The 26765-nt window shown below is 42.3% G+C and carries 21 protein-coding genes; 14 read left to right on the top strand and 7 right to left on the bottom strand.

Going from position 1 to position 26765, the window contains the following annotated elements; translation table 11 throughout:
* Positions 1–25: 25 nt before the first annotated feature.
* Complete coding sequence (locus VLA57_RS01850) at positions 26–1414, bottom strand: two-component system sensor histidine kinase NtrB (protein WP_333954170.1); 1389 nt, start codon at positions 1412–1414, stop codon at positions 26–28.
* A 134-nt stretch (positions 1415–1548) separates the two neighbouring features.
* On the opposite strand from VLA57_RS01850, the gene rimO reads away from it, so the two are divergent.
* From rimO to VLA57_RS01790, 12 genes are all read left to right on the top strand, one after another.
* Complete coding sequence (rimO, locus tag VLA57_RS01845; protein WP_333954169.1) at positions 1549–3144, top strand: 30S ribosomal protein S12 methylthiotransferase RimO; 1596 nt, start codon at positions 1549–1551, stop codon at positions 3142–3144.
* A gap of 183 nt (positions 3145–3327) precedes the next feature.
* Positions 3328–4053 carry a UMP kinase gene (gene pyrH / locus VLA57_RS01840; protein WP_011514039.1) on the top strand — a complete coding sequence of 242 codons (726 nt, stop codon included), beginning with the start codon at positions 3328–3330 and terminating at the stop codon, positions 4051–4053.
* A 126-nt stretch (positions 4054–4179) separates the two neighbouring features.
* The gene (gene frr, locus VLA57_RS01835; protein WP_011514038.1) at positions 4180–4734 is read left to right on the top strand and encodes a ribosome recycling factor; all 555 of its coding nucleotides are present in this window, start codon (positions 4180–4182) and stop codon (positions 4732–4734) included.
* Positions 4735–4991: 257 nt separating this feature from the next.
* Positions 4992–5750: a polyprenyl diphosphate synthase gene (gene uppS, locus VLA57_RS01830; protein WP_413786625.1), complete on the top strand. Its 759-nt coding sequence runs from the start codon at positions 4992–4994 to the stop codon at positions 5748–5750.
* Positions 5751–5925: 175 nt separating this feature from the next.
* Positions 5926–6735 (top strand): phosphatidate cytidylyltransferase, encoded by an 810-nt coding sequence (locus VLA57_RS01825; RefSeq protein ID WP_333954168.1) that lies wholly within the window; start codon positions 5926–5928, stop codon positions 6733–6735.
* 105 nt (positions 6736–6840) lie between these two features.
* A complete protein-coding gene (gene ispC / locus VLA57_RS01820; protein ID WP_133104433.1) occupies positions 6841–8049 on the top strand; it encodes a 1-deoxy-D-xylulose-5-phosphate reductoisomerase in 1209 nt (402 codons plus the stop codon).
* Between the two features lie 58 nt (positions 8050–8107).
* Positions 8108–9481 carry an RIP metalloprotease RseP gene (rseP, locus tag VLA57_RS01815; protein ID WP_133104434.1) on the top strand — a complete coding sequence of 458 codons (1374 nt, stop codon included), beginning with the start codon at positions 8108–8110 and terminating at the stop codon, positions 9479–9481.
* A gap of 263 nt (positions 9482–9744) precedes the next feature.
* Complete coding sequence (gene bamA / locus VLA57_RS01810) at positions 9745–12168, top strand: outer membrane protein assembly factor BamA (protein WP_333954167.1); 2424 nt, start codon at positions 9745–9747, stop codon at positions 12166–12168.
* A gap of 150 nt (positions 12169–12318) precedes the next feature.
* Positions 12319–13335, top strand: coding sequence for a UDP-3-O-(3-hydroxymyristoyl)glucosamine N-acyltransferase (lpxD, locus tag VLA57_RS01805; protein WP_133104436.1), 1017 nt, complete (start codon positions 12319–12321; stop codon positions 13333–13335).
* 112 nt (positions 13336–13447) lie between these two features.
* A complete protein-coding gene (fabZ, locus tag VLA57_RS01800) occupies positions 13448–13957 on the top strand; it encodes a 3-hydroxyacyl-ACP dehydratase FabZ (RefSeq protein ID WP_011280792.1) in 510 nt (169 codons plus the stop codon).
* A gap of 174 nt (positions 13958–14131) precedes the next feature.
* Positions 14132–14911, top strand: a complete 780-nt coding sequence (gene lpxA / locus VLA57_RS01795; RefSeq protein WP_133104437.1) for an acyl-ACP--UDP-N-acetylglucosamine O-acyltransferase — start codon at positions 14132–14134, stop codon at positions 14909–14911.
* Positions 14912–15218: 307 nt separating this feature from the next.
* Positions 15219–16571, top strand: coding sequence for a sodium-dependent transporter (locus tag VLA57_RS01790; protein WP_011514029.1), 1353 nt, complete (start codon positions 15219–15221; stop codon positions 16569–16571).
* A gap of 132 nt (positions 16572–16703) precedes the next feature.
* Here the strand turns inward: VLA57_RS01790 and tgt are convergent, their stop codons facing one another.
* Positions 16704–17855 carry a tRNA guanosine(34) transglycosylase Tgt gene (tgt, locus tag VLA57_RS01785; protein ID WP_333954165.1) on the bottom strand — a complete coding sequence of 384 codons (1152 nt, stop codon included), beginning with the start codon at positions 17853–17855 and terminating at the stop codon, positions 16704–16706.
* A gap of 218 nt (positions 17856–18073) precedes the next feature.
* Here tgt and VLA57_RS01780 point away from each other — a divergent pair, with 218 nt between their 5' ends.
* Positions 18074–18736: an SOUL family heme-binding protein gene (locus VLA57_RS01780; protein WP_333954164.1), complete on the top strand. Its 663-nt coding sequence runs from the start codon at positions 18074–18076 to the stop codon at positions 18734–18736.
* 57 nt (positions 18737–18793) lie between these two features.
* Here the strand turns inward: VLA57_RS01780 and asd are convergent, their stop codons facing one another.
* Entirely contained in the window at positions 18794–19927 is a 1134-nt protein-coding gene (asd, locus tag VLA57_RS01775) for an aspartate-semialdehyde dehydrogenase (RefSeq protein ID WP_333954163.1), read from the bottom strand.
* Between the two features lie 492 nt (positions 19928–20419).
* Between asd and VLA57_RS01770 the strand changes: the two genes are divergently transcribed.
* A complete protein-coding gene (locus VLA57_RS01770; protein WP_020443799.1) occupies positions 20420–21541 on the top strand; it encodes an endonuclease/exonuclease/phosphatase family protein in 1122 nt (373 codons plus the stop codon).
* Between the two features lie 1569 nt (positions 21542–23110).
* On the opposite strand, the gene VLA57_RS01765 is transcribed toward VLA57_RS01770, so the two are convergent.
* From VLA57_RS01765 to VLA57_RS01750, 4 genes are all read right to left on the bottom strand, one after another.
* On the bottom strand, positions 23111–25660 hold the full coding sequence (locus VLA57_RS01765; RefSeq protein ID WP_333954162.1) for a DUF927 domain-containing protein: 2550 nt from the start codon (positions 25658–25660) through the stop codon (positions 23111–23113).
* A 308-nt stretch (positions 25661–25968) separates the two neighbouring features.
* Entirely contained in the window at positions 25969–26250 is a 282-nt protein-coding gene (locus VLA57_RS01760; RefSeq protein WP_333954160.1) for a hypothetical protein, read from the bottom strand.
* On the bottom strand, positions 26243–26518 hold the full coding sequence (locus tag VLA57_RS01755) for a hypothetical protein (protein WP_333954159.1): 276 nt from the start codon (positions 26516–26518) through the stop codon (positions 26243–26245). Before VLA57_RS01755 ends, VLA57_RS01760 begins: the two co-directional genes overlap by 8 nt.
* Positions 26519–26520: 2 nt before the next feature.
* Positions 26521–26763, bottom strand: a complete 243-nt coding sequence (locus VLA57_RS01750) for a helix-turn-helix domain-containing protein (RefSeq protein WP_333954158.1) — start codon at positions 26761–26763, stop codon at positions 26521–26523.
* Positions 26764–26765: the final 2 nt, after the last annotated feature.

Here is a 26765-nt window from a genome sequence, read left to right as displayed (position 1 = left end):
AGTGAGAAGAATTGAGGTGAAGGCATTAATTTTCAGCAATTGGCTGATGAAAAGGCAAATAAAGGGTAAAACGGGTTTGACTATAATGGCTGTTTTTATTATCGACATTAGTATTCGTGCTGGTGCCCTGCGATTGAGTAGAGCTGACATCAATCATACCATGATGACGGCTGATAATATCTTGCACAATGGATAAACCAAGCCCAGTTCCTAGCGCGCGACTGGTCACCATAGGGAAGAATATCTGCCCAATGATATCAGGATGAATGCCAGAACCATTATCGGTGATAGCAACTTGTAGTACTTGTTTATGTTGCTGCCCAGCAATCGTATGTTGAAAGGCAACACGTGTTTGAATATGGAGTTTGGGTTGATAGCCATCGTCAAAATCAAGATTATTAAGTGGACTATCTGATGTTGATTGACTGGATACGGCTGGCACGCTTTGCTGCAGTGTTTGTGCAAATTCCGTCATGGATTCGCAAGCATTATTAATTAAGTTTAAGAAGACTTGAATCAGCTGGTCTTTATCAGCACAGAGTTCAGGTAACGATAAGTCATAGTCACGCTGTAATAAAACTTGCGGATATTGGTGGATGATCAATGCCAAAACATGCTCTATTGGCTCATGAACATTGAGCATTTGCCAATGTGGTAATTGATTAGAACCAAGAAACTGCCCAATCAGCTGAGTTAGGCGATCTGTCTCTGAGATAATGATATCGGTATAGCTGCGTAATTTGTCAGCGGTTTTCTGTAGATGGTTATCAGGGTTTAAAGTCGGGCTCGATATAAGGCTAGGGTAGTCAGTATCAGTAGTGTGAGTATTAAAAGAGCGCTCACTAAATTTGATAAATTGACGCTGCAATAATTGCGCGGCACCGCGAATACCAGCCAACGGATTTTTGATTTCATGGGCAACCGAGCGCAGCATATGACGCGCAACATTGTACTGCTGCTGTTGGCGCTGTTCTTCTGAGATACGACTTTGGCGGTCTTTGCCCCATATCTCTATAATAAAGTAATTTTGCTGCTGATAGATAACAGGGGTGACGCTATAGTCAATCGAGAGTGATAATTTGCCATTTAATGGGCTGTTTATCAGATGGTCATGGTCAATAAAAGGTTGTTGATACTGCTTCGCTTGAAAAAAGCGTTCAGTCAAAGAGCAGGTTTTGTCTTTTGGACTGTCAATAAGTGTGCTGCTTTTGGTTTTCAACTCTTCGGGCGCAAGCAACATCAATACCGACTGATTAAGCAATCGTCCACTACTGATCGCCAGTAGCTGCTCAGCCTGGGCATTTAGCCAAGTAATAGACAATTCATCATTGACCCACAAGATAGCCGTGAACAAATGCTGCGATATAAAGGTTAAGTCAGGCGTTGGTTTTGCGCTTATAAAATCAGCGGTCATGATTAATACCTAGATAAATAGAGGCTCGATATAATATTTAACCATAAATCAACACTATAGAGCGGCAAAACTGGCGATTTTTGTAAAAAAAACGTACAATGCGCACAGCCAATTTATCTCTAGCAAGGTTAGCCATGCCCAATATTTCTACCGAGTCCGTTAATACGACTATAGCCCCTTCACAGCCAGCTTCTATACCAAAAGACACTGCCACTCTCTTTAATCCTGCTAAGCCGACAGCAATGCCTGCGCAAAGCTCGACGAACAGTGTTCAACCTTACCATCATAAAGCCAATCATAATCAAAATCGTAGTGTCGAACAAAGCAGCGAGGTAGTTTCAGCGGCTTCAGCTAAAACGACAACAGCAACGACCAATGCCCCTGTCAATGCCGCGCCAAAGATTGGATTTGTGTCTCTAGGTTGTCCAAAAGCCTTGGTCGATAGTGAACGCATTATCACAGAGCTTAGCCGTGATGGCTATCAAGTAGCCAGTGATTATGAAGGCGCCGACTTAGTAGTGGTCAATACGTGCGGCTTCATCGAATCTGCGGTACAAGAGTCGCTCGATGCAATCGGTGAAGCTATCAGTAAAAACGGTAAGGTGATTGTGACAGGCTGCTTGGGTAAAGAGGCAGATAAAATCCGTGAAATGCATCCTGCTGTACTAGCAGTGACGGGCGCTCATGCTTATGATGACGTCATTAGAGCCGTCGCGTTGCATGTACCAAAGCCTGACCGTGGTTTGGATGCCAGTTACGACCCAAAAATAGATTTGATTAATGAGGCAGGTATCAAATTAACGCCTAGCCATTATGCTTATCTAAAAATATCAGAAGGTTGTAACCACCGTTGTACTTTCTGCATCATTCCAAGCTTACGTGGAGACTTGGTTTCACGTCCGATTGATAGCGTGATGAATGAGGCGCTGGCGCTGAAAAAGGCTGGTGTGAAAGAGCTATTGATTATCTCGCAAGATACTTCTGCTTATGGTCTGGACTTAAAGTATAAGACAAGCTTTTGGAATGGTATGCCGCTGAAGTCTAAATTTTATGACTTGTGCCAAGCGTTAAACGATTTGGGTATTTGGGTGCGTCTACACTATGTGTATCCGTATCCGCATGTGGATAAAGTCGTAGAATTAATGGGCGAGAAGAAATTATTGCCTTATCTTGATATTCCATTCCAACATGCCAGCCATCGCATCCTAAAAGCCATGAAACGTCCAGCGCACAGCGAAAATACCTTGGCGCGTATCCATGCATGGCGTGAGATTTGCCCTGATATCGTCATTCGCTCAACCTTCGTTGTTGGCTTCCCTGGTGAGACAGAAGAAGATTTCCAATGCTTGCTTGATTGGTTGGTAGAAGCCCGTCTTGATCGCGTTGGTGCCTTTACCTATTCAGAAGTTGAAGGTGCGGTTGCCAATGACTTGCCAAATCATGTGCCAGAAGATGTCAAGCAAGAACGTTACGAGCGTTTGATGACGTTACAGCAAGATATTTCAGCCCAAAAACTGCAAGAGAAAATTGGCAAAACCTTGATGGTATTGGTCGACGAAATTGATAGAGAAGAAGGTGTTGCGATTTGCCGTAGCTATGCTGACGCACCAGAGATTGACGGTCATGTCTATGTCGATGATATTGACGCTCACGTCAAAGTTGGGCAGTTCTTAACGGTTACTATCGACGATGCTAGTGAATATGATTTGTTTGCCAGTTACAAAGGCTAAGCAGTCACTGTAATAGGCGCATGAAAATTGCCCAATCGTGGGCAGTTTTTGCTACAATTAGCGCAATTTGACCTTTGTACCTGCTTATCCTTAAGTTGGGCAATGCCGTCAAGTCTCAAAGTAAACTCTATTTGTATATTACCGATAACTTTAATTATAATTCAATACTGACAAGGTGACCTCATGTCTGACAAAAACCCGCGTTATTCTCGTATCTTGCTAAAACTCTCTGGTGAAGCCTTAGCGGGTACGAAAGATATGGGTATTGATACTGAAGTGCTTGATAAGATGAGCTTATCTATCGCCCATTTGCGCGGGCTTGGTGTCCAAGTGGGTATCGTGGTCGGTGGTGGTAACTTATATCGCGGTGCCCAATTACAAAAAGAGGGTTTGGTCGGCCGCGTCACTGGCGATCAAATGGGCATGCTTGCAACCGTTATGAATGGCCTTGCAATGCGTGATGCTCTTGAGCGCCGTAATATCAAAACGCGCCTAATGTCAGCCCTGCCGATTGGTGAAGTCACTGAAAGTTATAGCAGCCGTAATGCGATTCGTTATCTTAAAAATGGCGAAGTATGTATCTTTGTCGCGGGTACGGGCAATCCATTCTTTACCACTGATACGGCTGCTTGCTTACGTGGTATTGAAATTGAAGCAGGCTTGATTCTAAAAGCGACCAAAGTAGATGGTGTTTATGATAAAGACCCAAGCCTACATAGCGATGCGGTAAAATATGATGGTCTGACCTTTGATGAGGTGTTAGAGCAAAAGCTTGGAGTTATGGATTTGACTGCCATCGCATTATGTCGTGAGCACGATGTACCATTACAAGTCTTTGATATGAATAAGCCTAATGCTTTATTAAATGTTGTGATGGGCGAGAATGAGGGCACACGCGTCTATCATTAATAACGTACCCAAAAATATGATAAAAGATAGGCAGAAGTAAGACAGCTGCTTATCTGTGAAAACACCTGAATAGTTTTTATAATAAACAATAAATGATTTGTCGGTAGCGATAAATAAGGATACCTCATGATTCAAGAAATTAAGCAAGACGGCGAAGCGCGCATGCAAAAAACCTTGGAAGCGCTTGAAAGCACCTTTAGTAAAGTTCGTACGGGTCGCGCGCATCCAGGTATGTTGACAGGTGTGATGGTCAGCTACTACGGTTCGCCTACGCCTTTAAATCAAGTAGCGAGTGTTAACGTTGAAGATTCGCGTACGCTACTGGTACAGCCATTTGACCGTACCATGGTGCAAGCGATTGACAAAGCTATTCGCGAAGCAGATTTGGGTCTTAATCCAATGACTGCTGATGTGATTCGTGTTCCTATGCCAGCATTGACAGAAGAAACTCGAAAAGATATGCAAAAATTGGCACGTGGCGAAGCAGAAAACAGCCGTGTTTCTATTCGTAATATCCGCCGTGATATGATGAATGACATCAAAGAGTTAGCCAAAGAAAAAGAGATCTCTGAAGACGACGAGCGCCGCGCCAGTGACGACATTCAAAAAATCACTGACAAATATATTGAAACAATCGATAGCCGCTTAAGCAAAAAAGAAACCGATTTGATGGCAGTATAAGTACATTTTTCTGCTGTCAAAAATGATGCGCTATCAATATTTTATATAACAAGTCGCTAAAAACAAACAGCCAATATCAAAGTGCTATTGGCTGTTTGTTGCCGTGTAGACAATTAATCTTACTCTATAGCTTGTTTATATTGTCCTTTTTTATAAGCACTTTATATGAATCTCTTTATATAAATTATGAGTTAGGGTTTTTATAAAGTATGGCGCGCGTTATGATTATTTTACCTAAACAACAAGCAAGTTAGCCTATGTCTATGTCAGAGAATTTAGCTCCAGCCCTTCTTCCACGCCATATCGCTGTTATTATGGACGGCAATAACCGCTATGGTAAAGTCCATAATTTAGGTAAAGGTCAGGGTCATATCGCTGGCAAAGATGCGCTAGACCCGATTGTTGAGTATTGCGTCAGTACGGGTATTGAGGTTTTGACCGTCTTTGCCTTTTCCAGTGAGAATTGGCAGCGCCCACCGACTGAAGTGGCATTGCTGATGCATTTGCTGAGCTTAACCATCAATGAGCAGATGCCTCGTATGGTTAAGTACCGTATTCGTTTGCGTTTTATCGGCGACCGCAGTCAGCTTAGTGATGATTTGCAATTATTGATGGCAGATGCTGAAGCAAAAACGGCTGATTTTGATGCTATGACATTGGTCATCGCCATCAGTTACGGTGGACAGTGGGATATCGCTCATGCAGCAAAGCAGCTATTACAGCAAGTGCAGGCAGGTCAGTTATCAATCGATGATATTGATAAGGAAAAACTTGGAGAGTATGTGCAATTGGCAGATGCGCCAGAAGTAGACATGCTGATACGTACTGGCGGCGAGTACCGTCTCTCCAACTTCTTATTGTGGCAGTCAGCCTATGCAGAGCTGTTCTTTACCCCAACATTGTGGCCAGATTTTAGAGTCAATGAGCTAGCAGCAATGCTAGAGGATTTTGCTCAACGTCAACGCCGCTTTGGCAAAACCAGCGAGCAAATAGTGACGGCTCAGCAAATATCTTAGAGGTCATGTTAAGAGCATTAGACGACTTTTGTCAATTTGGAGCACTTTCAATAGCGTGCGTCACTATCAATACGTTATTATAGTCAGCAGCTGGCTATGATACGTCATTATCTATAGTAAATATTTATCGCGCAATTTGACCAAATGTTCTTCATTATTATAAGGCTCAATAAGTATGTGGCAACGAATTAAGACGGCAATTGTTCTCGTTATTATCGTTGGTATTGCAATGTTTGCGAGCCAAACCCCTATATTATTTGCACCACTTTTAGGGATTGGGGTGATTATTGCCGCCCATGAATGGACTAAATTGATGCCAAAGTGGCGTCAGCCTGCGGTCTTCGTAGTATTGGTATTGCTGCTGACGTTAGTGTCACTCATGTTTAAAGTCACGTGGCTTTTTTGGTGGGCAGCTTCTCTCGTCATATGGTTAATGGCGCTGTCTTGGGTACGAGTTTTCCCAACGTCTACCAAATGGTACGGTAAGCAGTTGGCGCTAATGGGAGCAGTGATATTAACGGCTTCAATTACGGCTATGTTTTACTTATGGCAATTGTCGCCATGGTGGCTACTATATGTGTTTTTATTGGTCTGGTGTGCAGACAGTGGTGCTTACTTTGTCGGACGCAAGCTTGGGCGCCGAAAAATGGCACCGAACGTTTCACCCAATAAGAGTATGGAAGGGCTGGCGGGTGGCTTAGTCACAGGACTACTGGTCGTAGTAATTATAAGTGTCTTTAAATTACAATTGACGGGTGCAGCGCTCATCGCCTTTGTGGCATTATCGGCTCTGACGATTTTAGCTTCCGTACTGGGCGATTTGTTTGAGTCTATGCTCAAACGCCGTGCTGATGTTAAAGATTCAGGAACGATTCTACCGGGCCATGGTGGAATACTTGACCGTATTGATTCACTGCTATCTGCTACGCCGATATTTGCGCTTGGTTTTTGGGCAATACAGCAGTTTGGTTTGATAGTCGTTTGACTTGCCTAATACTATCAAAATCGCTTATGTAGTTATCTGACAGAACATAAGCTTAGCTGCTCATTTAATTTCATCTTATTACTACCGTATCATTTATAGGCACCCATGGTTATGACCCAACGTATCGCCGTATTAGGCGCGACAGGCTCGATTGGCGACAGTACGTTAGCCATCTTGGCGGCACAACCACAGCATTACGATGTTTATGCTTTATCTGGCTATCACCGTTTAGACAAGCTGCTTGCTCTTTGTCAGCAGTTTGCTCCTAAGCGGGTAGGCGTACCGACAGCCGCGGTTGATGACTTCGCTAAGCGTCTGAGTGTAGCAGGACTTGATATCGAAGTAGTCGGCGGCGAAACAGGCCTCGTGGATATCGCTACCGATTCACAAACTGATACTGTCGTTGCTGCTATTGTTGGCGCCGCAGGCTTGCCTTCTACTCTAGCTGCTGCCCGTGCAGGCAAGCGTATCTTACTAGCGAACAAAGAAGCGCTGGTGATGGCAGGGCAAGTGATGATTAATGCGGTCAAAACGCATCATGCAACCTTGCTGCCGCTTGATTCTGAACATAACGCTATCTTTCAGTGCTTGCCATTTGCCATTCAGCAGGATAATACCCAAATTCACCGACCAAATCATGGCGTGCGTAAGCTATGGCTAACGGCTTCTGGTGGACCGTTCTTACAGCAGTCATTTACGCAGATGCAGCAAGCTAGTGTCGCTGAAGCGGTCAAACACCCAAACTGGTCGATGGGGCAAAAGATATCCGTTGATTCTGCCACGATGATGAACAAGGGGCTTGAGCTGATTGAAGCCTGTCATTTATTTGATTTGCCTGAAAATAAGATAAATGTGGTGATTCATCCACAAAGTATCATTCACTCAATGGTAGAATATAGCGATGGCAGCTTTTTGGCGCAGCTTGGCAGCCCAGATATGAAAACGCCCATCGCTCATGCGCTAAGCTACCCTGACCGTATTGACAGTGGCTCGCAGCCATTAGACTTATTTGCCTTAAGTGGTTTAGAGTTTATCGAGCCTGATTTGCAAAAATTTGCCTGCTTACGTTTGGCACGAGAGGCGATGCAAGCGGGTACGCACGCGACCATTATTCTAAATGCGGCGAATGAGATTGCAGTTGCCGCATTTTTGAATAATCAAATTCGTTTGACGGATATTGCTGATATTAATGAGCAAGCATTGAATGAGATACAAGTTTCGGCATTAACTGAGACTGCCGATATTGATGAGATTTTGGCAATCGATAACCTAGCGCGTCAGCATACTGAGAAGCTGGTGGCAAGACTGGTCTAGATGTATCAAGCACTATCGCCTTTATAATGATGTTAAGAGTACCTACTGAGAAAAGATCATGACGTTTCTATTAACACTCCTTGCGGCAATATTTGTCTTAGGTCCGCTTATTGCTTTGCATGAGTGGGGTCATTATATTGTAGCGCGTCTTTGCGGCGTTAGAGTACTTACGTATTCTATTGGTTTTGGTCCTAAGCTTTTTGGCTGGACCAGCAAAAAAAGTGGCATTGATTATCGTATCTCGGCATTACCCCTTGGTGGATATGTCAAAATGCTTGATGAGCGTGAAGGTGAGGTGGCAAAAGATGAGCAGCATTTAGCATTTAATCGTCAGCATCCGCTTAAGAAAATAGCTATTGTGGCTGCTGGTCCTATCATGAACTTCGTTATTGCCATTGCATTGTTCTGGGTGTTATTTATGACCCCCTCAGAGCAGCTTGCCACCAAGATTGGTCAAGTATTACCGGATACGCCTGCCGCGATAGCACAGTTGCCTGCCGGTGATAAAATCGTTGCGATTGACGGTCATGACGTACAGACGTGGGAAGGGATTAATTATCGCCTTGCTGGGCGCATGGGTGAGACAGCCAATATAAGCGTGACGTTGCAATCAGAAGCCAATAATAATGCAACCAAAACTTATCAAGCACCTATAAAAGAATTTATGCAAGGTGCCGCACAAGGTAAAGATGCCTTATCAAGCTTTGGTATGATACCGTGGCAACCAAATATTGCACCGATAGTAGGTGATGTAACGCCTGATGGCGCGGCAAGTCGTCAAGGTCTCAAGGCTGGCGACCGCATCACTGCTATCAATGATGAAGCCATCAATGACTGGATTAGCGCCACTCGTATTATCCGCGACAATCCTGAGACTTTGCTTACATTTAGCATATTGCGTGATGATCAGCCAATTGAATTGCAGATTATGCCGCAAGGTAAAAAAGACAATTTAGGTAACGATTATGGACAAATTGGTGCTATGGTGGCACAGTCTGAGATTGTCATTCCTGATGCGTACAAAACCACGGTGGTCTATGGTCCAGCTGAGTCGTTAATCAAATCGTTTGAGAAAACTGAGCAATTGGCTGTTATGACTGTCAGCTCAATGGGCAAGATGCTATCAGGTATGATAGGTCTTGATAACTTATCAGGTCCGATTACCATTGCCAAAGTCGCTAAGCAAAGTTTTGATATCAGTTGGCAAATGGTATTATCTACCGCAGCCTTAATCAGTTTGAGCCTTGCGGTTTTGAATCTGCTGCCCATTCCAGTATTAGATGGCGGTCATATTGTCTATTATCTGATTGAGCTGATACGTGGCAAGCCACTCTCTGAAGGCGTGCAAATGGTAGGCTTAAATATTGGTTTACTCTTGCTGGCAGGTTTCATGGTGTTAGCAATTGGTAATGATATCAGTCGGCTGTTTTGATGATATAGCATACTTCTTGCACGGTAAGATGCGATAGACTAATGGTTTTATGCTTATCCTGTATCTATTGTTAGGCTGATAAGCAATTTCTTTTATCGCCGTGCTGCTGTACTAATTTTATATTTTAGTTTATTTTATGACGCGTTTTATATAAAGTGTTCTGAGTCTGTTCCCTAAGTGGTTACGATATGACACAAAAGAGACCAGATAAGATGTGCTTTTCAACTTAACTTAAGCAAGTTTTTTATTGACGGATAGTGTTTATGCGTACGCCTTTATTTATGAGCGCGGCTGGGTTGCCGTTAGTTGTAGCAATGATGAGTATGCCGGTTCAGGCTGCAGAATTTGTGGTCACTGATATTGGCTTTAATGGTCTACAACGCCTAACACCTGATAGTTTATATCCAGTACTGCCTATTACAATAGGTGATACGGTCAATGATGCAAATCTGGCTGCCAGTATCAAAGCACTATATGCGACCGAAAACTTTGCTGACATTCAAAGCCGTATTGAAGGCGGCAAGCTGCGCTTTGATGTCGTTGAACGTCCGACGATTGCAGAAGTTAATTTTGATGGCAACAAACTTATTCCCAAGGAAGGGCTTGAGCAAGGCTTAAATAACGCAGGTCTTGCTGTTGGTAATGTACTTAAGCAAGCAACCCTACAAGGCGTTGCAAACGAGCTACAACAGCAATATATCAGCCAAGGTTATTACAATAGTAATATTGAAGTCGATCAGACGCTGCTTGATGGCAACCGTGTCAAACTTGATGTGCGCTTTATCGAAGGCAAGCCGGCCAAAGTAGTTGATATCAATATCATTGGTAATAAGCACTTTAGTGATAAAGAAATTAAAGAAGTCTTTGCAGTAAAAGAGTCTTCATGGACGCGTTTATTATCTAAATCTGATCGTTATGCGAAAGAGAAGCTCGCGGCAAGTTTAGAAAATTTAAAAGCCCTGTACCTAAATGATGGTTATGTACGCTTTTCGGTAGACAATGCGGTGCTCAATATCAGTGAAGATAAGAGCAGTGTATTTATCGAAGTAAGTCTTAGCGAAGGCGAGCAATATCAGTTTGGCGAAATTAATTTCTTAGGTAAGCCAACTTTTGAAACCAGTGAATTAAAAGAACTGGTCACTTTTGATGCTAAAGAAAAGTACTCACAAGCCAAGCTTGATGCCACCACTGCCGCTCTTAAGAGTCGTTATGGTAATGAGGGTTATTATTTAGCGCAAATCAGACCAGTACCCCGTATCAATGATGAGACCAAAGTCGTCGATATCGATTATTATATTGATCCTGCACGTCCTATTTACGTGCGCCGTATCAATTTTACTGGTAACTTAAAAACCCAAGATGAAGTACTGCGCCGTGAAATGCGTCAGTTGGAAGGGTCATTGGCTTCTAGTGATAAGATTCAGCTGTCACGTACGCGTTTGATGCGCACAGGATTTTTTAAAAATGTTAACGTTGATGTGAAGCCGGTTCCTAATCAACCAGACCAAGTCGATGTAAACTATACGGTTGAAGAGCAGCCATCTGGTAGCTCAACCATTGCTGCTGGTTATTCACAAAGTGGCGGTGTTACCTTCCAGTTAGATCTTACCCAAAACAACTTTATGGGTACTGGTGACCGTGTTAAAGCTTCTTTGTCACGCTCAGAGACGCGTGATTCTTATAGCTTGGGTTATACCGATCCGTACTTCACAGAAAATGGTGTATCACAAGGTATCAGCGCTTATTACCGTGAAACCAAATACGATGATCGAAACGTTAGTAACTATGTTACCGACGCTTATGGTGCGACGCTGAACTATAGCTATCCAGTTGATGAAACCAAACGCGTGAGTGCAGGCTTAAATATTGATAACACCACAGTACGTGGCGGTAGCCGTCTAGGTGTATCAAGCGTTCAGCAGATTATAGATGACGGTGGTACGTTCGAAAACTTTACTGATACTGAACGTACTGGTTTTAAAAATGAATATCAAAGCTACAACTTACTATTCGGTTGGGATTACAGCACTTTAGATCGTCCCGTATTTCCGAATAAAGGCATGAGCCATACAGTCGATGCGACCATTGGCTTAGGTGATGCCAGTTATCAGAAACTGGTTTATCGTGGTAACATTTATCAACCTATCTATAAAGACTGGGTCGCTCGCGGTTATACCAAGCTTGGTTATGGTAACAATTTACCGTTTTATGAAAACTTCTATGCTGGTGGTTATGGTTCAGTACGTGGTTATGAAGCATCAACACTTGGACCTAAATCACAAAGCTACAATGATGCTATAGATCCTAAAGCACGTTTTAAAGATGAAGAAGTTGGTGGTAATGCGCTAGTCAGCTTTGGTACTGAATTGATTTTACCAATGCCATTTAAAGGCGACTGGGCAGATCAAGTACGTCCAGTACTATTTGCTGAAGGTGGTCAGGTATTTGATACTACAAATAAGGAAGATCGTAACTTTGTTGATCCAGCTGGAAATGCAACTGTTAATCCAGACGGTAGCCCTGTGAAATTATTGACTCAAGATAGCAGTCTACGTTTTAGTGCCGGTTTAGGCGTCACTTGGTATACGCCAATTGGTCCGATTTCTTTGAGCTATGCTGTACCTATCGGTGACAAAGAAGGCGATGAGACTGAAAAAGTCCAGTTCCAAATTGGTAACACTTTCTAAGCGCTTGCTACTTGCCTGTTACTAGGTAAAGGGTTTGATTCTTGTTATTCAGCCCTTTAGGTAATTGAAGCGTTCGTTAGATTTAGCCGGTCGTCAAGATGATATCTCAACTTGACGACCCTCTTATTCCTGCTAATACTAATACTGATTATGATAACGATTGAGCAACTCATCTCCCAGATTGAGCAGCGTCAGCCTGTTCTTAACAAGGCTGAGCTTAGCGCTGAGCAGCGCCGTCTATCCTTAGAGGGTATTGGTAATTTAACGATGGCCAATCGGCAGCAGTTGAGCTTTTTGGCCAATCCTCACTATCTTTCTAGTCTAGCTAATACTGATGCTGGGGCAGTACTCATCACTGAAGAGCATCATAAAGAAGTGCCAAATGATACGGTAGCTTTAATTGTTGCTGTCCCTTATTTGGCTTATGCTAGTGTGAGTCAACTTTTCGCTCGCCAACATTCCTTTAGCGGTATTCATCCGACAGCCGTCATCGCCGACAGTGCCGTTATTGGCAATAAAGTGACTATCGGTGCTTTTTGTGTCATCGGTGAGCAAGTGCAGATTGGTGATCGCAGCGTGCTTGAGGCTCATGTAGTCATCGAGGATAATACTACCATTGGTACAGATGGTGTTATCAAATCACAAGTGGTGATAGGACATGACTGTATTATTGGTAGTCATGTTAGGTTGCACGCTGGGGTGACGATAGGCTCGGAAGGCTTTGGCTTTGCCCCCACTGCCAATCCTAGTGTCACAGGTTGGGAGCGTATTGCACAGTTAGGGCGTGTGCTGATAGGTGATCATGTACGCATTGGCAGTCAAACCTGTATAGATCGCGGTGCCATCGATGATACGGTGATTGGAAATCATGTTATTATTGACAACCTCGTACAAGTAGCACACAACGTCCGTATCGGTGATGGTACGGCTATCGCTGCTCATACAGGTATCGCAGGTAGTACTACAATTGGCAAACGCTGCATTATTGGCGGGGCGGTCGGTATTACCGGACATATTGATATCACAGATGATGTTACCTTATCGGGTATGACTATGGTCACTAAGTCAATCACCACTGCCGGATCTTACTCTTCTGGCACGGCTGCTATGCCAACTGCTAACTGGCGCCGTGCGGCTGTCCGTTTTCGCCAGCTTGGTCGTGATTAGCGTTTAAAGGTTCATAGTTAAAGAAAATTAATACTTAGATTATTTATAATATTAAAACTCAGCAAAGCTTTACTCTCAAGCAAGACTTTAAATACAGCAAGGAAGCGTTACTATGAGCACTAGCAATATTGATAACCCAACGGCAGAAGACATTAAAAGCTTGGCTGAACAAGGGTTAACATTGCCATTAACTTACCATACGTTAAAGCATTATTTGCCACATCGTTACCCATTTTTATTGGTGGATAAGATAGTTGCTTGTACACCAGGCGAATGTATCACGGGCATAAAAAATGTCACCATTAATGAAGAGTTTTTTAATGGGCATTTCCCTGATGAGCCTATCATGCCAGGCGTATTGATGGTTGAGTGCATGGCTCAGGTATCAGGTGTTCTGGGTTTTATTAGTGCAGGACTGACGGCAGAAGATGGCTATTTATACTTGTTCGCAGGGGTTGATAAAGTGCGCTTTAAGCGCCGTGTTATCCCTGGTGATCAGCTGATTATCCGCTCTAAAATTGTGATGCAAAAGCAGGGTATTTATAAGTTTGATTGTACTGTACATGTCGAAGATGAGCTTGCGGTTAGTGCGCAGATTATGATTGCGCGTCAAGAGCAATAAACCGCATTAGTCACTTTGAATAATGCATGAAACATTTAAACCATGATGTGAATGCTTATTTATTAGCATCATCTTATTTTTTAACAAAGGCAGCTTTAGGCTAGTTAATTTCACTAAGCTGTCTGTATTTGTTTTACTAATTTAATTGCATTCGATGATACAAAGGCCTCTATTATGAGTCAGATCCATCCCACAGCACTCATCTCACCGTCTGCTACGATTGATAAAACCGCAACCATTGGCCCTTACTGTATTGTCGGTGATGAGGTTACGATTGGTGCACATACTGTATTGCATCGCCACGTGGTCGTCACTAGATTGACTCGTATCGGTGAATACAATCAGTTTTATCAATTTTCAAGCATTGGCGAAGACCCGCAAGACCTCAAATACGCAGGTGAGCGTACTTGGCTTGAGATTGGCGATCATAATACCATTCGAGAAGCCTGTAGCTTGCACCGTGGTACTGAGCAAGATGGTGGGTTGACAAAAATTGGCAACCATAACTTGCTCATGGTTAACACTCATGTGGCTCATGATTGCTTGATTGGCGACCATAATGTATTGGCTAATAATGTGGGCGTCGCAGGTCATGTTACCATTGGCAATCATATTATTGTCGGTGGTAACTCAGGCATTCATCAGTTTTGTACAATTGACGATTATAGTTTGGTTGGTGGTGCAACGTTGGTCTTAAAAGATGTAGCGGCGTTTACCATGGTTTCAGGTAATCCTGCTAAGGCACATGGTCTTAATATTGAGGGTATGCGCCGTAAAGGCTGGTCTAAAGATAGCATCGACGTGCTGCGCCAAGCTTATCGTGTGGTATTCAGATCTGGTTTAACGACAGTGCAAGCACTTGAAGTATTGAAAAAAGACCTGCTGCCAAAAGAGTCAAAAATCGAATTTTTAATTGATTCGCTACAGAAAAGTCGCCGCGGAGTCGTGCGCTAAATTCTGTTTTAATACATCGGTAGCTCATTTTAAATAGTTTTTACCATCGAAACTAAATGTTATAAATAGTAATCATAAATATAAAAAGCCATAACTATTAGTTATGGCTTTTTATATTTATGATTACTTGACTTTTTTAGTTGCTTAGCAGAAACTGAGCCTCTACAACAATGTAAACAATTCTTTCTTAATGTTGCTGGATGCATCACATTGATGCATAGAGTAAATAGTCAAATATTATGGACAGCTATTTATAATAATCAAGGATGATTATAAGCAATATTAATTGAAGCATGAGGAAGGAAAAATGGCTAGTAATAAACAAGATCATGCGCAGTGGAGCTCAAGTTTTGGCTTCGTACTTGCAGCAGTAGGCTCGGCAGTCGGCTTAGGGAATATCTGGAAATTCCCTTATATGGTAGGTGAGAGCGGTGGTTCAGCTTTTGTTATTGCCTATTTGTTCTGTATTGCTTTGGTTGGTTTTCCTGTATTGGTCGCTGAGTGGCTCATTGGTCGCCGTGGTCAAAAGAATCCTATTAATACCTTTAAAGATGTTGCTGTTAGTGAAGGTAAGTCAAGTAGCTGGGGTATTGTCGGCGCAACTGGTATCTTAGGTGGTTTTTTAATTCTCTCTTTTTATAGTGTCATCGGTGGCTGGGCGCTGAACTATATCACTAAAGTTGGCACGGGCAGTTTTGCCGGTCAAAACAGTGACTCTGTCGCTGCAACCTTTGATGGAATGCTAGCATCAGCAGGTACGCTAACGATTTGGCATACGGTATTTATGATCATTACCGCACTTATCGTCGGTATTGGTGTGACGCGCGGTATTGAAAACGCTGCTAAAATCATGATGCCATTACTGGGTGTGATTTTATTTATCATTGTTGGTTATAACGTGATAAATGGTGGTTTTGGTGAAGCGGTTAATTACTTGTTTGCACCTGATTTGAGCAAGTTGACCGTTGATGTAATGCTAGCGGCATTGGGTCATGCTTTCTTTACCCTATCTATTGGTATGGGCATCATGGTGGCTTATGGTTCATACTTAGGTCGTGAAGTGAACTTACTAAAAACAGCTCGTACGGTTGTTATTTTAGATACAGTTATTGCCTTAGCAGCTGGTTTGGCCATTTTCCCAATCATCTTTAGCAATGGTCTTGATCCTGCATCAGGTCCTGGTTTGATTTTTGTCAGTCTACCGATTGCTTTTGGTAGCATGGCTGGTGGTACGATTATCGGTACCTTGTTCTTCTTATTGATTACCTTTGCTGCTGTGACATCGTCGATATCACTGCTAGAGCCAAGTGTTGAGTTCTTAGAAGAGCGTACATCGATGAACCGTACGATGTCTACCATTGCTGCTAGTACTGTGATTTGGCTATTGGGTATCGCTGCGCTATTGTCGTTTAACTTATGGAGCGACTTTACTATCATGGGTAATGGCATCTTTGATGCACTAGACAAACTTACCAGTAAGTTCTTATTACCGCTAACCGGTCTTGCAGGCATTATCTTCTTTGCTTGGAGAATGGACCAACGTAGCATTCAGCAAGAGCTTAATTTATCAAACGGTACTTGGCAGATTTGGCAAATCGTTACTAAATTTGTAGCGCCAATCGCAGTCATTGTGGTATTTGTGGCTGCATTGGTAGGCTAATCATCTATTCTTGATATGTATCCTGTTAATAGTTAGATTGTCAAAATTTAGTGAACAAAAAAGGCTTAAGATTAATCTTAAGCCTTTTTGGTATTTTATATATGAATAGCTAATGTCAAATTACCACTACTATTAACGCATATTCAGCTCTGGCACCGTCTGTCCGCGTTTGCTATAAAATTCATTCACGAACTCATCAAATTTATCCTGTTCGATGGCATCTCTGATATTTTGCATCAAACGTTGATAGTAACGCAAGTTATGAATCGTCGCTAACTGCGCGCCAAGCATCTCTTTACATTTATTCAAATGCGATAAATAAGCACGACTAAAATTCTGGCAAGTATAGCAATCGCATTCAGGGTCTAATGGACCTTCATCGGTGCGGTATTGGCTGTTGCGTATACGTACCACGCCCGCATTGTCGGCGTCGCCTGTGACAAAATAATGACCATTACGCGCATTCCGGGTTGGCATGACACAATCGAACATATCGACACCGCGGCGTACTCCTTCAACGAGGTCTTCAGGCTTACCGACACCCATCAGATAGCGCGGCTTATCAGCAGGCATGTCATCTGCGATATAATCTAGGACGTCTATCATCTCTTCTTTTGGCTCACCAACAGACAAACCGCCAATGGCATAGCCATCAAAGCCAATTTCAAGCAAGCCTTCTAGTGATTGCTTGCGTAAATCAGCGTACATACTGCCTTGAATGATGCCAAATAACGCATTGGTACTGCCAAGCTTTTTATGCTCATCAACGCAGCGTTGTCCCCAACGTAGTGACAACTCTAAAGACTTTTTAGCTTCATCGTGAGTGGCAGGATAGGGCGTACACTCATCAAACTGCATCACGATATCTGAATTCAAGCTATATTGAATCTGCATCGATTTTTCTGGTGATAAAAAGACTTTAGCACCATCGATAGGTGATTTAAAAGTCACACCTTCTTCAGTGATCTTACGCATCGCGCCAAGACTGAATACCTGAAATCCGCCAGAGTCAGTCAAAATAGGCTTATCCCAATGCATGAATTTATGTAAGCCACCGAATTTATCAATAATGTCGGTACCAGGGCGTAACCATAAATGAAAAGTATTGCCCAAGATGATATCTGCGCCAATTGCTTCAATATCACGTGGTAGCATGCCTTTAACGGTACCGTAAGTACCTACTGGCATAAAGGCTGGCGTTTGTACATCGCCATGATTGAGGTGGACTGTACCACGGCGTGCGCGAGTGACACCACTGGCTGTTTTATGTAAGACAAATTGCATAAGGTAACCGCTATATGAGCTATGAAAATGGCGCTAATTATAGCATTGTTAGGCTTTTTTTGGTTATTGATGTTTATTTAGCTTAGATTTCACGGGGTGTTTTTAGTCGACTATAACTAAAAGCTACAGACATTGTTATTAAGTCATTGCTAAAGTAGAGAACAGACCAAAACCCAAGTATTAATACCTTATATGCTTTTGGACAATGGAGATAAGTCATGACCAAAAGAAATTACTTAAAGAGCAGCTTATTGTTAAGTAGCTTATTATCGATATCAGGAGCAGCTATGGCTACCGAAGAGCCGAAATATACTGTCTTGTCGCAAACTGAAAATTTTGAATTGCGTCGTTATGATGAGCAATTGGTAGCGCAAACTTGGGTTTCTGGTGATCAAAATATGGCCAGTCGTGCAGGGTTTAAGGTGTTAGCAGATTATATATTTGGTAACAATACTGCGCCAAGTGGCGAGAGTAGCAAAATCAGCATGATTGCCCCTGTGACGATGCAATCTGAAAATAAAAATACCAGTGATGAGTCGCAAAAAATAGCCATGACAGCGCCAGTGAGTATGCAACAAAACGATGGAAAGTGGCGTGTGCAATTTATTATGCCAAGCCAATACACGCTGCAAACGCTACCAAAACCAAATAATTCAAATATTGAAATTGTGAAAGTACCCGCTAAGACTTACGGTGTTATTAAGTTTTCAGGGCTTGCTGGCAGTGAAAAGGCGGCTGCGAAAACGGCAGAATTACGGTCTTGGATGCAGGCGCAAAAATTAATGATGACAGGTGAATCCGAATTGGCACGTTACAATCCACCATGGACACTGCCATTTATGCGCCGCAATGAAGTCATGATTGCTTATCAGCAAGAATAACATATAAAAAAGACAGCAAGCGCTGTCTTTTTTATATCCAAATTCAGAGTATTAGCTTTAGCTATTTTGCTCGCGAATGATGTTCAGCATACGGCGTAATGGCTCAGCCGCGCCCCATAATAGTTGGTCACCAACGGTGAATGCGCCTAAATACTCAGGCCCCATATTAAGCTTACGCAGGCGACCTAGTGCAACCGTTAAGGTGCCGGTTACTGCAACAGGCGTTAAACGGTTCATAGTGGCTTCTTTATTGTCTTCAACCACGTCTAACCATTCATTACCGCTATTCTTCAGTGCCGCTTCAATCTCTTCTAATGGAATGTCTTTTTTAAGCTTAATGGTTAAGCCTTGTGCATGACAGCGCATTGCGCCAACGCGAACACACATACCATCGATAGCAATCTTATCTGCTTCAGAGTTGCCAAGAATTTTATTGGTTTCAACACCACCTTTCCATTCTTCACGAGACTGCTTGTTCTCTAATTGTGAGTCGATATAAGGAATCAAGCTACCGGCTAATGGCACGCCAAAGTATTGTTTAGGAAAATCGTCTGAGCGTTGAGTCTGAGCGATTTTTTTATCAATCTCAAGAATGGCGCTAGCAGGATTGGCAAGCTCATCTTTAACAGCATCACGTAATACACCCATGCCTTCAATCAGCTCACGCATATTATTAGCACCAGAACCACTAGCGGCTTGATAAGTCATGGCGCTGACCCATTCTACCCAGCCTTTATTAAACAGCTCACCAATTGCCATCAGCATCAGTGACACAGTACAGTTGCCACCGATAAAGTCTTTTTTACCCTCAGCGAGTGCACTATCAATAACGGTGCGGTTAACCGGATCAAGAATGATGATGCTGTCATCTTCCATGCGTAAGGTGCTTGCCGCATCAATCCAGTAGCCAGTCCAACCACTATCCCGCAGTGGTTGATGTACTTTTGAGGTATAGTCGCCACCTTGGCAGGTAATGATCACATCACAAGCGGTAAGGGCGTCAATATCATGAGCATCTTGTAGTTGGCTGGTCTTAATACCATCAAAACTTGGCGCATCACCGCCTGCATTACTGGTTGAAAAGAATACTGGCGTAATACCGTCAAAATCTTTTTCTTCCATCATACGTTGTAACAATACTGACCCGACCATACCGCGCCAGCCTACCAAACCTACTGTTAAATCACTCATCAAACTCAATCCTTTTTTACAATAAATTGTTGCATCGCCAACCAATAACAATGCCGTGAATAGCTCCAAAAAGCAAGGTTTTTTGATGGGTTTCGCGGGTTTTACTAGCACTATTAACTATGATAGTTATAACTTTGAGTTATGGTCATTCTTCTAGCTCTGCTAATGAATGAGAAATGATATTCATCATGAGTGAAATATCGACTTTGATAACAGAGTAAGCACAGACGTAAGCCTGATCTTTGTAATGTTTTATAGTATCTATTAGGTAAGTAGTGTTCAATAGTAGGCGCAGGTTGTCTGGAATGCTAAAGTAAGCCCTTATATATAATGCTTATCTTAAGCACTTTTCGTTTTTATGTTTTTTATTTAAATATTTTTATATGCATTTTATTAAGAGAATTTATCGTTTAGCTATTATAGACGCTAAGCCATAATAATAACGAACATAATCAATGGTATAACTGTTGATTTGATAAATGGTCGATACACATGATGGATTTCTCCTTTCTATATTACGGTGCGCAAGGACTGGCAGGGCTCGTCGCATTTATCACTATTTGGGGATGGCTACCACTTGATAATTGGTGGGTACGCGGTGTGGATTTCCCTCGTATTCAAATCATGATACTTGGTATCATTGCTTGGCTTGGTATGGTGATATTTGGACCTCAGTGGCAGCTAGAACAATGGCTGTTGTTTGCGGCTTTGAGTATTACGTTAGCCTTTCAACTCAGAATGGTATTGCCCTATACTCTGCTATGGAAGAAAGAAGTAAAAAATGCCAAAGATAAGCCGGATGTTGAGGAATATCAGTTAAAAATCATGGTTTCAAATGTGTTGACCACCAATGATGATACTTATAAATTGGTTGAGTTGGTACAACAGAAACAACCTGATATCTTAATTACTTTAGAAAGTGATGAAAAATGGGAAAAAGCGCTTAATCAAGTTGAGTCTGATTACCCTTATACAGTAAAAGTGCCTTTAGATAATTTATATGGTATGCATCTTTATTCTAAGCTTGAGCTGATAGACCCTGAGATTAAATATTTAATCATTGATGATATACCTTCTATTCACACTCAGATACAGTTGCAAGGTGGGCGCGTCATTTGGCTTTATTGCTTGCATCCTATGCCCCCCAGTCCAACAGAAGCTGATAAATCTACGACCCGTGATGCTGAGCTATTGATGGTTGGTAAGCATATTAAAGACAATAAGCAAACGGCCATATTGGCAGGTGATCTTAATGACGTTGCTTGGTCACAGACCACACGGCGTTTTCAACGTATTTCAGGGCTACTAGATCCCCGTATTGGGCGACATTTTATCAATACTTTTCATGTTAACTATCCGTTTTTACGTTGGGCATTGGATCATCTTTTCCATAGTGCTTGCTTCACAGTGATTGATATTGAACGTTTACCTTCGATTGGCTCTGACCACTTTCCTGTGATGACAACGTTGCAATATGAGCCAGAAGAGGAGAGTAATCAAAAAGGAAATGCTCCTACAGCACAAGCAGCCGACTTTCAAGAGGCTGAAAATAAGATCGAAGCAGGCAAAAAAGAAGGTTGCAAGGTGTCTAAAGAGCATGAAGAATCGGAATAGAAGTAAGATTCAGAAGAATCCTAATAAGCAAAGAATACCTGCTAACGAAGTAATTCAGACGTAAGCAAATGCTTACGTTAAATAAGGTCTTTAGCCTCTAGTCGCTGCACATCAATTGTCTTAGAATACATCCATCAACACAAGGATACGCAAGGATGTAGTGTTGAGACAGTATCAATAATAGGACAGGACAGCCCACTGTCTCATGGATTACTGTTTATGACTTAGGATGAGTCAACACGGAAGAGATAACAATAATAATATGAAAAACCATAGCCCCGAACCAATCGCCCTAGGTTCGGGGCTTTTCTTTGTGTGTAAGTTGTTGATTTATAAGTATTTAACTCGCTGGTTTTATTGTTTGGTACATAGTTTGGTACATAATAAATTTTGTTTGGCTCTAATTTATATTAACAATTTTCTTTTTACGTCATCGTTTCTCAATGTAGGCAAGGGTCGCTCTTTTGCTTGATACTCTCAAAACTATCTTTATTTCATTCTCTTAACACTAGTAACCCCATCAAACTTAGTTAAGCAGCTCATGTAATAATCCTCTATATCGTGATATTCATTGAATAGCCGCTTATAGGTTTTATAATGCATGCCTTTAGGTTTTCGATAAGGGTTTTCATGCCACTTCAAACGCCTTCTAATACTCTCCATACGGTTATCGGGTCGCTGGTAGGTATGTTGTAGTTGGCTATAATAACTAAGCCCTAAGCAATGCCTACAAACGTACAAGCCAGCACAATACAGCACGCCTACACGCTTGGCACACTTCGGGCATTGCCACCAATAACGAACCCCACCAAAATGACAAGGCGTAGTAGTTATCTGTAATTTGTAGCTGTAGGGTTTGCCTCTATAGTTATAAGAAAAATCAAAGTGACTTATAGTGCCTTGTTTACTTGCCTCCTTAATATGACCTTTGTAGTTATTTATTGATAACTTTTGATGACGGTTTAAACAGTCGGCTATAGCAGTTTTTGGCATAGGTTGTCTAAATCATTAGTGAGGTTTGCCTAACTCTATCATGACTTACTTGTTTAGATCTCTATTTAGGTTTTAAATGACAGGTTTTGACAGGTTGGCGGCGGTGCTAAAACCTCATGTTTTATCAGGTTCTAAACTTGTGGTTATCTTGGGGTTCGCCATGACGGCTAGGTGCTGCCAATGAGCAATATTGATATGAAGTTTTATGAGGTTCTAACCTTGCCGTTATGCTGGTTTGAATGTAAACAAATGACAACATGCTAAATCGTAGAAGTAGTTTAAAACCTTAACAATAGTTAACAGGTGATTATCTAAAACCTAGGGGAAACCTCAGGTTATTGAGCATTATAAAAAGGCTTCGTTTGTCTAATGAATGACACTTATTCAGCTTTAAACCTTAACATTTCTCAACATCAGGCAATAAAAAAGGCAGACGCTTAACGCCCACCTTCATTCTATTATTTATCCGTAACCTAGTTTTTTGCTTGTGACAAGCGTGACAGCGTGACAACCATTGTCTTTATTGACTTACAGCCGTCACGTGGTTTTTATGCTAACGTGACAAGCGTGACAGGATTAGCAAATTGCCGTTTTCCGTCCCGTTCGTCCCGTTGATGTTTTGGTATGCGTGACAGGGTCTAGCCCATGCTGGTTATGGTTTGTCACGTCCGTCACGTCTGTCACAATGCTTTTATCCGTTTCATAACTTAATATATTGGCTTTAACCACATAAAAGGGGTCACGGTTTATAAAAAGTGTTTCAGGTGATCTGTATGCTTTACGGTCACCTTGATTACGCAATAAGAGGTTAGCATCATCTAATACTTGTAAAACCGCTTTACTACTAAAGGATTGGCATACTTGCGTATCAAATGTGTTTATCATGAAATAATAATCACCTGTTTTAATATTGCGATAGCCTACACGGTTTGAGGTTTTGGGTTCAAAGTCTGCACACTTATGGCTATGGCGCGGTTCAAAACGACTTGATCCATGCTGTTCAATAAACGCTTGAATATGTTTAATGATTTGGCGTTGTTCGTGTTCACCATCACGCCCATAGTTATCAAGCCAATTATCTAAGCATGTCATAACGGCTGTGGTTGCTTGTCCTGCTTGCCAGCCTGTTATATTCGCCTGTGTTGCCATTTCTCCAGCTGTTGCCACAATAGCGAACCGTTTAGCCACTCTGTGCGCTTGTGGGGCAAGGTCGCTATAGTTACTCATAAAATCATTCACAAACTGCTTAGCGGTGGCTGTGGTTGCTGCCTTGTCTGTGGTGATATGTTCTAGCCATGCGATACCAGCCACACCATAGTAAGCCTGTGATAACTCTTTTATCTTATCGGCTTGTGCTGCGCCTGTGTCTGCCAGTACCAAACTATCAAACGTCTTTAAGCCTTTGCCAGCATCAGCATCTATATGTGCCACGCGAACCTCTATACCTGCATTCGTTTTCTGTCCTGCTTGTGCCATGAAGTTTTGCAGCGACTCCTCACCATTAGACAAAAAGATAATGCGCCATGTTTTAGCAGTACGGTTATGCCCTGTAGTGGTGCTTCTACCTTTAGGCTTTCCATTAGCCAGCATATAAGCCGCTTTACCTATTATCTTAGGGTCGCTTTCACTAATCTCATCAAGTGGTAAGAAACTGTCGTTGTGCTCGCTAGCTGTGCCCTCTAATGCGTTATCTGTACTGCGCCATGTCTTAACGTACTTATCAGGGTTGCCCCATACACTAGCAGCCAATTTAAGCGATAAAGACTTGCCCATGCTTGATGATCCCAAGATATGAAAACCGCCCCCGTCATCATCGAGCAATTCCAGTAATTGACCAGCAAACGCGCAAGCAATAGAGAAAACAAAACGGCTTTGATCTGCTAGCTTTTTGCATAGTTCATCACGCCATTGGGCTAATGTCCCTTGCTGGGCTATGGTGCTATTGATTGAATGGGCAGACTGGTAAACAATCAATTCCTTACTATCGTTACCTATTGAACCATCAGGTAATACATATTGCTCATCATGCCAGCCCAGCTTATCGACACATAACGCCCGTTTATGAATGGGGTATTTTTGAATATAAACATCCAAATAGCTGCGATACGTAGCAGTAATAGCATACTCAATATCTAAGCCTTGGCTGGCAAGCTCCTTGCGGTATTCGCTTGTACTACTTTGAAGTAGGGATATAGGCATTGACCACGTATGTAGCACACCATCATCATCACGCCATTGCAATAACCGCCCCCATGTGGTGCTGCCTGTGTCCCGTGTCTTGGCAATGACCTCCAATGGCGAACAAACACGCATTTTTAACTTAAATAATATATTAGATGGGTCGTCATCGTTATACTTCACAAAAAACAGTCCATCGTGGTATAGCTCAAAACGTCCATCAGCATAAATCATCGGTTCATTCAGCTGTGGATCATCACGCCATTCAGGATAGTAAGCGGTATCTTTTAAATTAATGATTTGGCTGTCATCAGCTGCCAGTATTGCCTCATAACTATGATTGGCATTTAGCATCGTGACAATATCAGCCATAGTAACCAATGCTCTAGCATTTACGCCTGCCAATAGGTTTATCATGCCTTTGTTATCTATGGTCATTGGTACGGTTAGCAGTGATCCGCTACTCCAGTGCTGCACCATCTTTTTAAAGCATTGCTTTGTTTTTTGAGGGCTGATAATAAAAGTGGTTTTATCGTCTGCCATACACTGATAAGCATCAATGCCATTTTCTGCATCATCAAAAGCTATCACCTCATTAGCTTTGTTAGTGTCACCAATGACGATAGCGCCATACCCTGTAGGATCAATAACAATGGGCTTGGCTTTGCTATTTGGTGTGTAGAATACCGCGCCTACAATATCGCCTTGTTTGTCATGCAATCGTAGTGCTATCGTGCCAGCTGTCGGTACTAAAGATGCGTCATTTGTAGTAAGATTATCAGTAACGCTTAACAAGCTATTAGGCGGTAGTAAGTCAAATATTTTAAGCAATAGCTTATCGTCTGCCAGTCCTTGCCGTGTGACTGCATCAAAACTATTCATTACCAGTGTAAAGCCTGCGCTAAATGCGTGGGCTTTTTCATGGCTGGTGGTTTTTGGTGTGTTCATCTGTTCCCCCTTGCCTGTGCCTCTTTGGGCTGGCGTGTTGATCTGTATTTTTTGTAATAGCTCTTACGCTTGGCATACTTGCGGCTTTGCTTTGGTTGTGGAAATTGCTTCATTTCTGCACCCTCCAGCTGCTACAAATAACGATAGGTTTTAGCCTATCTATACGCTTTAAAAACACGTTCATTAAGGGGTAAGAATAACGCTCTAAAAAGCTGTTTAAATTCGGCTGTAACGGGACATATGGAATAATTATTACGTGTTTAAAATGGGCGTTATTTGCCCCGTGGTTTGCTTTTAGATTGCTTTTGTTATCGTTGCTCATTTCGTACGTCCTCCACGTTGAAAGCTATTTCTGCTATGCGTGTGGATAGCCCTTTGAGCGAATTTACTTGCCTATTACCTGTAGGTAGCGAGCCGCGTAGAGATAGCATTTTATTCTCTACTTTTACCACTTCTATCAAGCTGTTAATGGCGGTCACATTGGCATGCAAGGTAATGATTAGATGGTCGATAAAGTCATCAGGTATCATCAAAAAACCCTCTTTTTTCAGCCCGTTCATCACTTGATCTATAAATTCTTTTTCACTCATGGCTTATCACCTCAACGCGTGGCTGTAGTATTAACGCGCTCATCTGCTCACTAATAATGCTTGCCAGCTCACTGTTAGCGAGTAGGGCAGCCCTTACAGCGACTATCACGCCCTTGCTGGTATCATCATCGGTTTTGATTGCGCTAAGTGCCATTGATAGGCTTTCACAGTCGTTCGATATGTCTTGTATGCGATCATCAAGGACAGACAAGTAATAACTATCCACTGCCACTAGGCGCGGCTCTAATATGTCGTTTGATTGGCTCATGATTAAACCCCCTCATCATTATCAGCGTTCGGTTGCTCTATCCAGTACAGCATAAACCGCTTGCCGTTCTGCTTAGTCATGCGACTTTGAATAGCTACGCCTGCTCTTTTGAGGTCGCTAATACGCTGGGATAAACAAGTGATTTTATACAGGTCATAAGCTTGAAGTGTTGATATAGATTGACCTGCCAGCATGTGATTATGGATAATTTTGCTATAAGTCTGTGGTGGTTGCCGTGTAGTCATGA

Origin of the sequence: Psychrobacter sp. S4(2024), assembly GCF_036861305.1 — a bacterium.
Lineage (GTDB): Bacteria > Pseudomonadota > Gammaproteobacteria > Pseudomonadales > Moraxellaceae > Psychrobacter > Psychrobacter cryohalolentis.
Note: the sequence above shows the minus strand (reverse complement) of the source record. Positions and strands in the feature narration are given on the sequence as shown.

Coding starts and splice junctions, on each gene's coding strand:
- VLA57_RS01850 (WP_333954170.1), bottom strand. CDS start 1,414: ATGACCGCTGATTTTATAAGCGCAAAACCAACGCCTGACTTAACCTTT.
- rimO (WP_333954169.1), top strand. CDS start 1,549: ATGCCCAATATTTCTACCGAGTCCGTTAATACGACTATAGCCCCTTCA.
- pyrH (WP_011514039.1), top strand. CDS start 3,328: ATGTCTGACAAAAACCCGCGTTATTCTCGTATCTTGCTAAAACTCTCT.
- frr (WP_011514038.1), top strand. CDS start 4,180: ATGATTCAAGAAATTAAGCAAGACGGCGAAGCGCGCATGCAAAAAACC.
- uppS (WP_413786625.1), top strand. CDS start 4,992: ATGTCTATGTCAGAGAATTTAGCTCCAGCCCTTCTTCCACGCCATATC.
- VLA57_RS01825 (WP_333954168.1), top strand. CDS start 5,926: ATGTGGCAACGAATTAAGACGGCAATTGTTCTCGTTATTATCGTTGGT.
- ispC (WP_133104433.1), top strand. CDS start 6,841: ATGGTTATGACCCAACGTATCGCCGTATTAGGCGCGACAGGCTCGATT.
- rseP (WP_133104434.1), top strand. CDS start 8,108: ATGACGTTTCTATTAACACTCCTTGCGGCAATATTTGTCTTAGGTCCG.
- bamA (WP_333954167.1), top strand. CDS start 9,745: ATGCGTACGCCTTTATTTATGAGCGCGGCTGGGTTGCCGTTAGTTGTA.
- lpxD (WP_133104436.1), top strand. CDS start 12,319: ATGATAACGATTGAGCAACTCATCTCCCAGATTGAGCAGCGTCAGCCT.
- fabZ (WP_011280792.1), top strand. CDS start 13,448: ATGAGCACTAGCAATATTGATAACCCAACGGCAGAAGACATTAAAAGC.
- lpxA (WP_133104437.1), top strand. CDS start 14,132: ATGAGTCAGATCCATCCCACAGCACTCATCTCACCGTCTGCTACGATT.
- VLA57_RS01790 (WP_011514029.1), top strand. CDS start 15,219: ATGGCTAGTAATAAACAAGATCATGCGCAGTGGAGCTCAAGTTTTGGC.
- tgt (WP_333954165.1), bottom strand. CDS start 17,855: ATGCAATTTGTCTTACATAAAACAGCCAGTGGTGTCACTCGCGCACGC.
- VLA57_RS01780 (WP_333954164.1), top strand. CDS start 18,074: ATGACCAAAAGAAATTACTTAAAGAGCAGCTTATTGTTAAGTAGCTTA.
- asd (WP_333954163.1), bottom strand. CDS start 19,927: ATGAGTGATTTAACAGTAGGTTTGGTAGGCTGGCGCGGTATGGTCGGG.
- VLA57_RS01770 (WP_020443799.1), top strand. CDS start 20,420: ATGATGGATTTCTCCTTTCTATATTACGGTGCGCAAGGACTGGCAGGG.
- VLA57_RS01765 (WP_333954162.1), bottom strand. CDS start 25,660: ATGAACACACCAAAAACCACCAGCCATGAAAAAGCCCACGCATTTAGC.
- VLA57_RS01760 (WP_333954160.1), bottom strand. CDS start 26,250: ATGAGTGAAAAAGAATTTATAGATCAAGTGATGAACGGGCTGAAAAAA.
- VLA57_RS01755 (WP_333954159.1), bottom strand. CDS start 26,518: ATGAGCCAATCAAACGACATATTAGAGCCGCGCCTAGTGGCAGTGGAT.
- VLA57_RS01750 (WP_333954158.1), bottom strand. CDS start 26,763: ATGACTACACGGCAACCACCACAGACTTATAGCAAAATTATCCATAAT.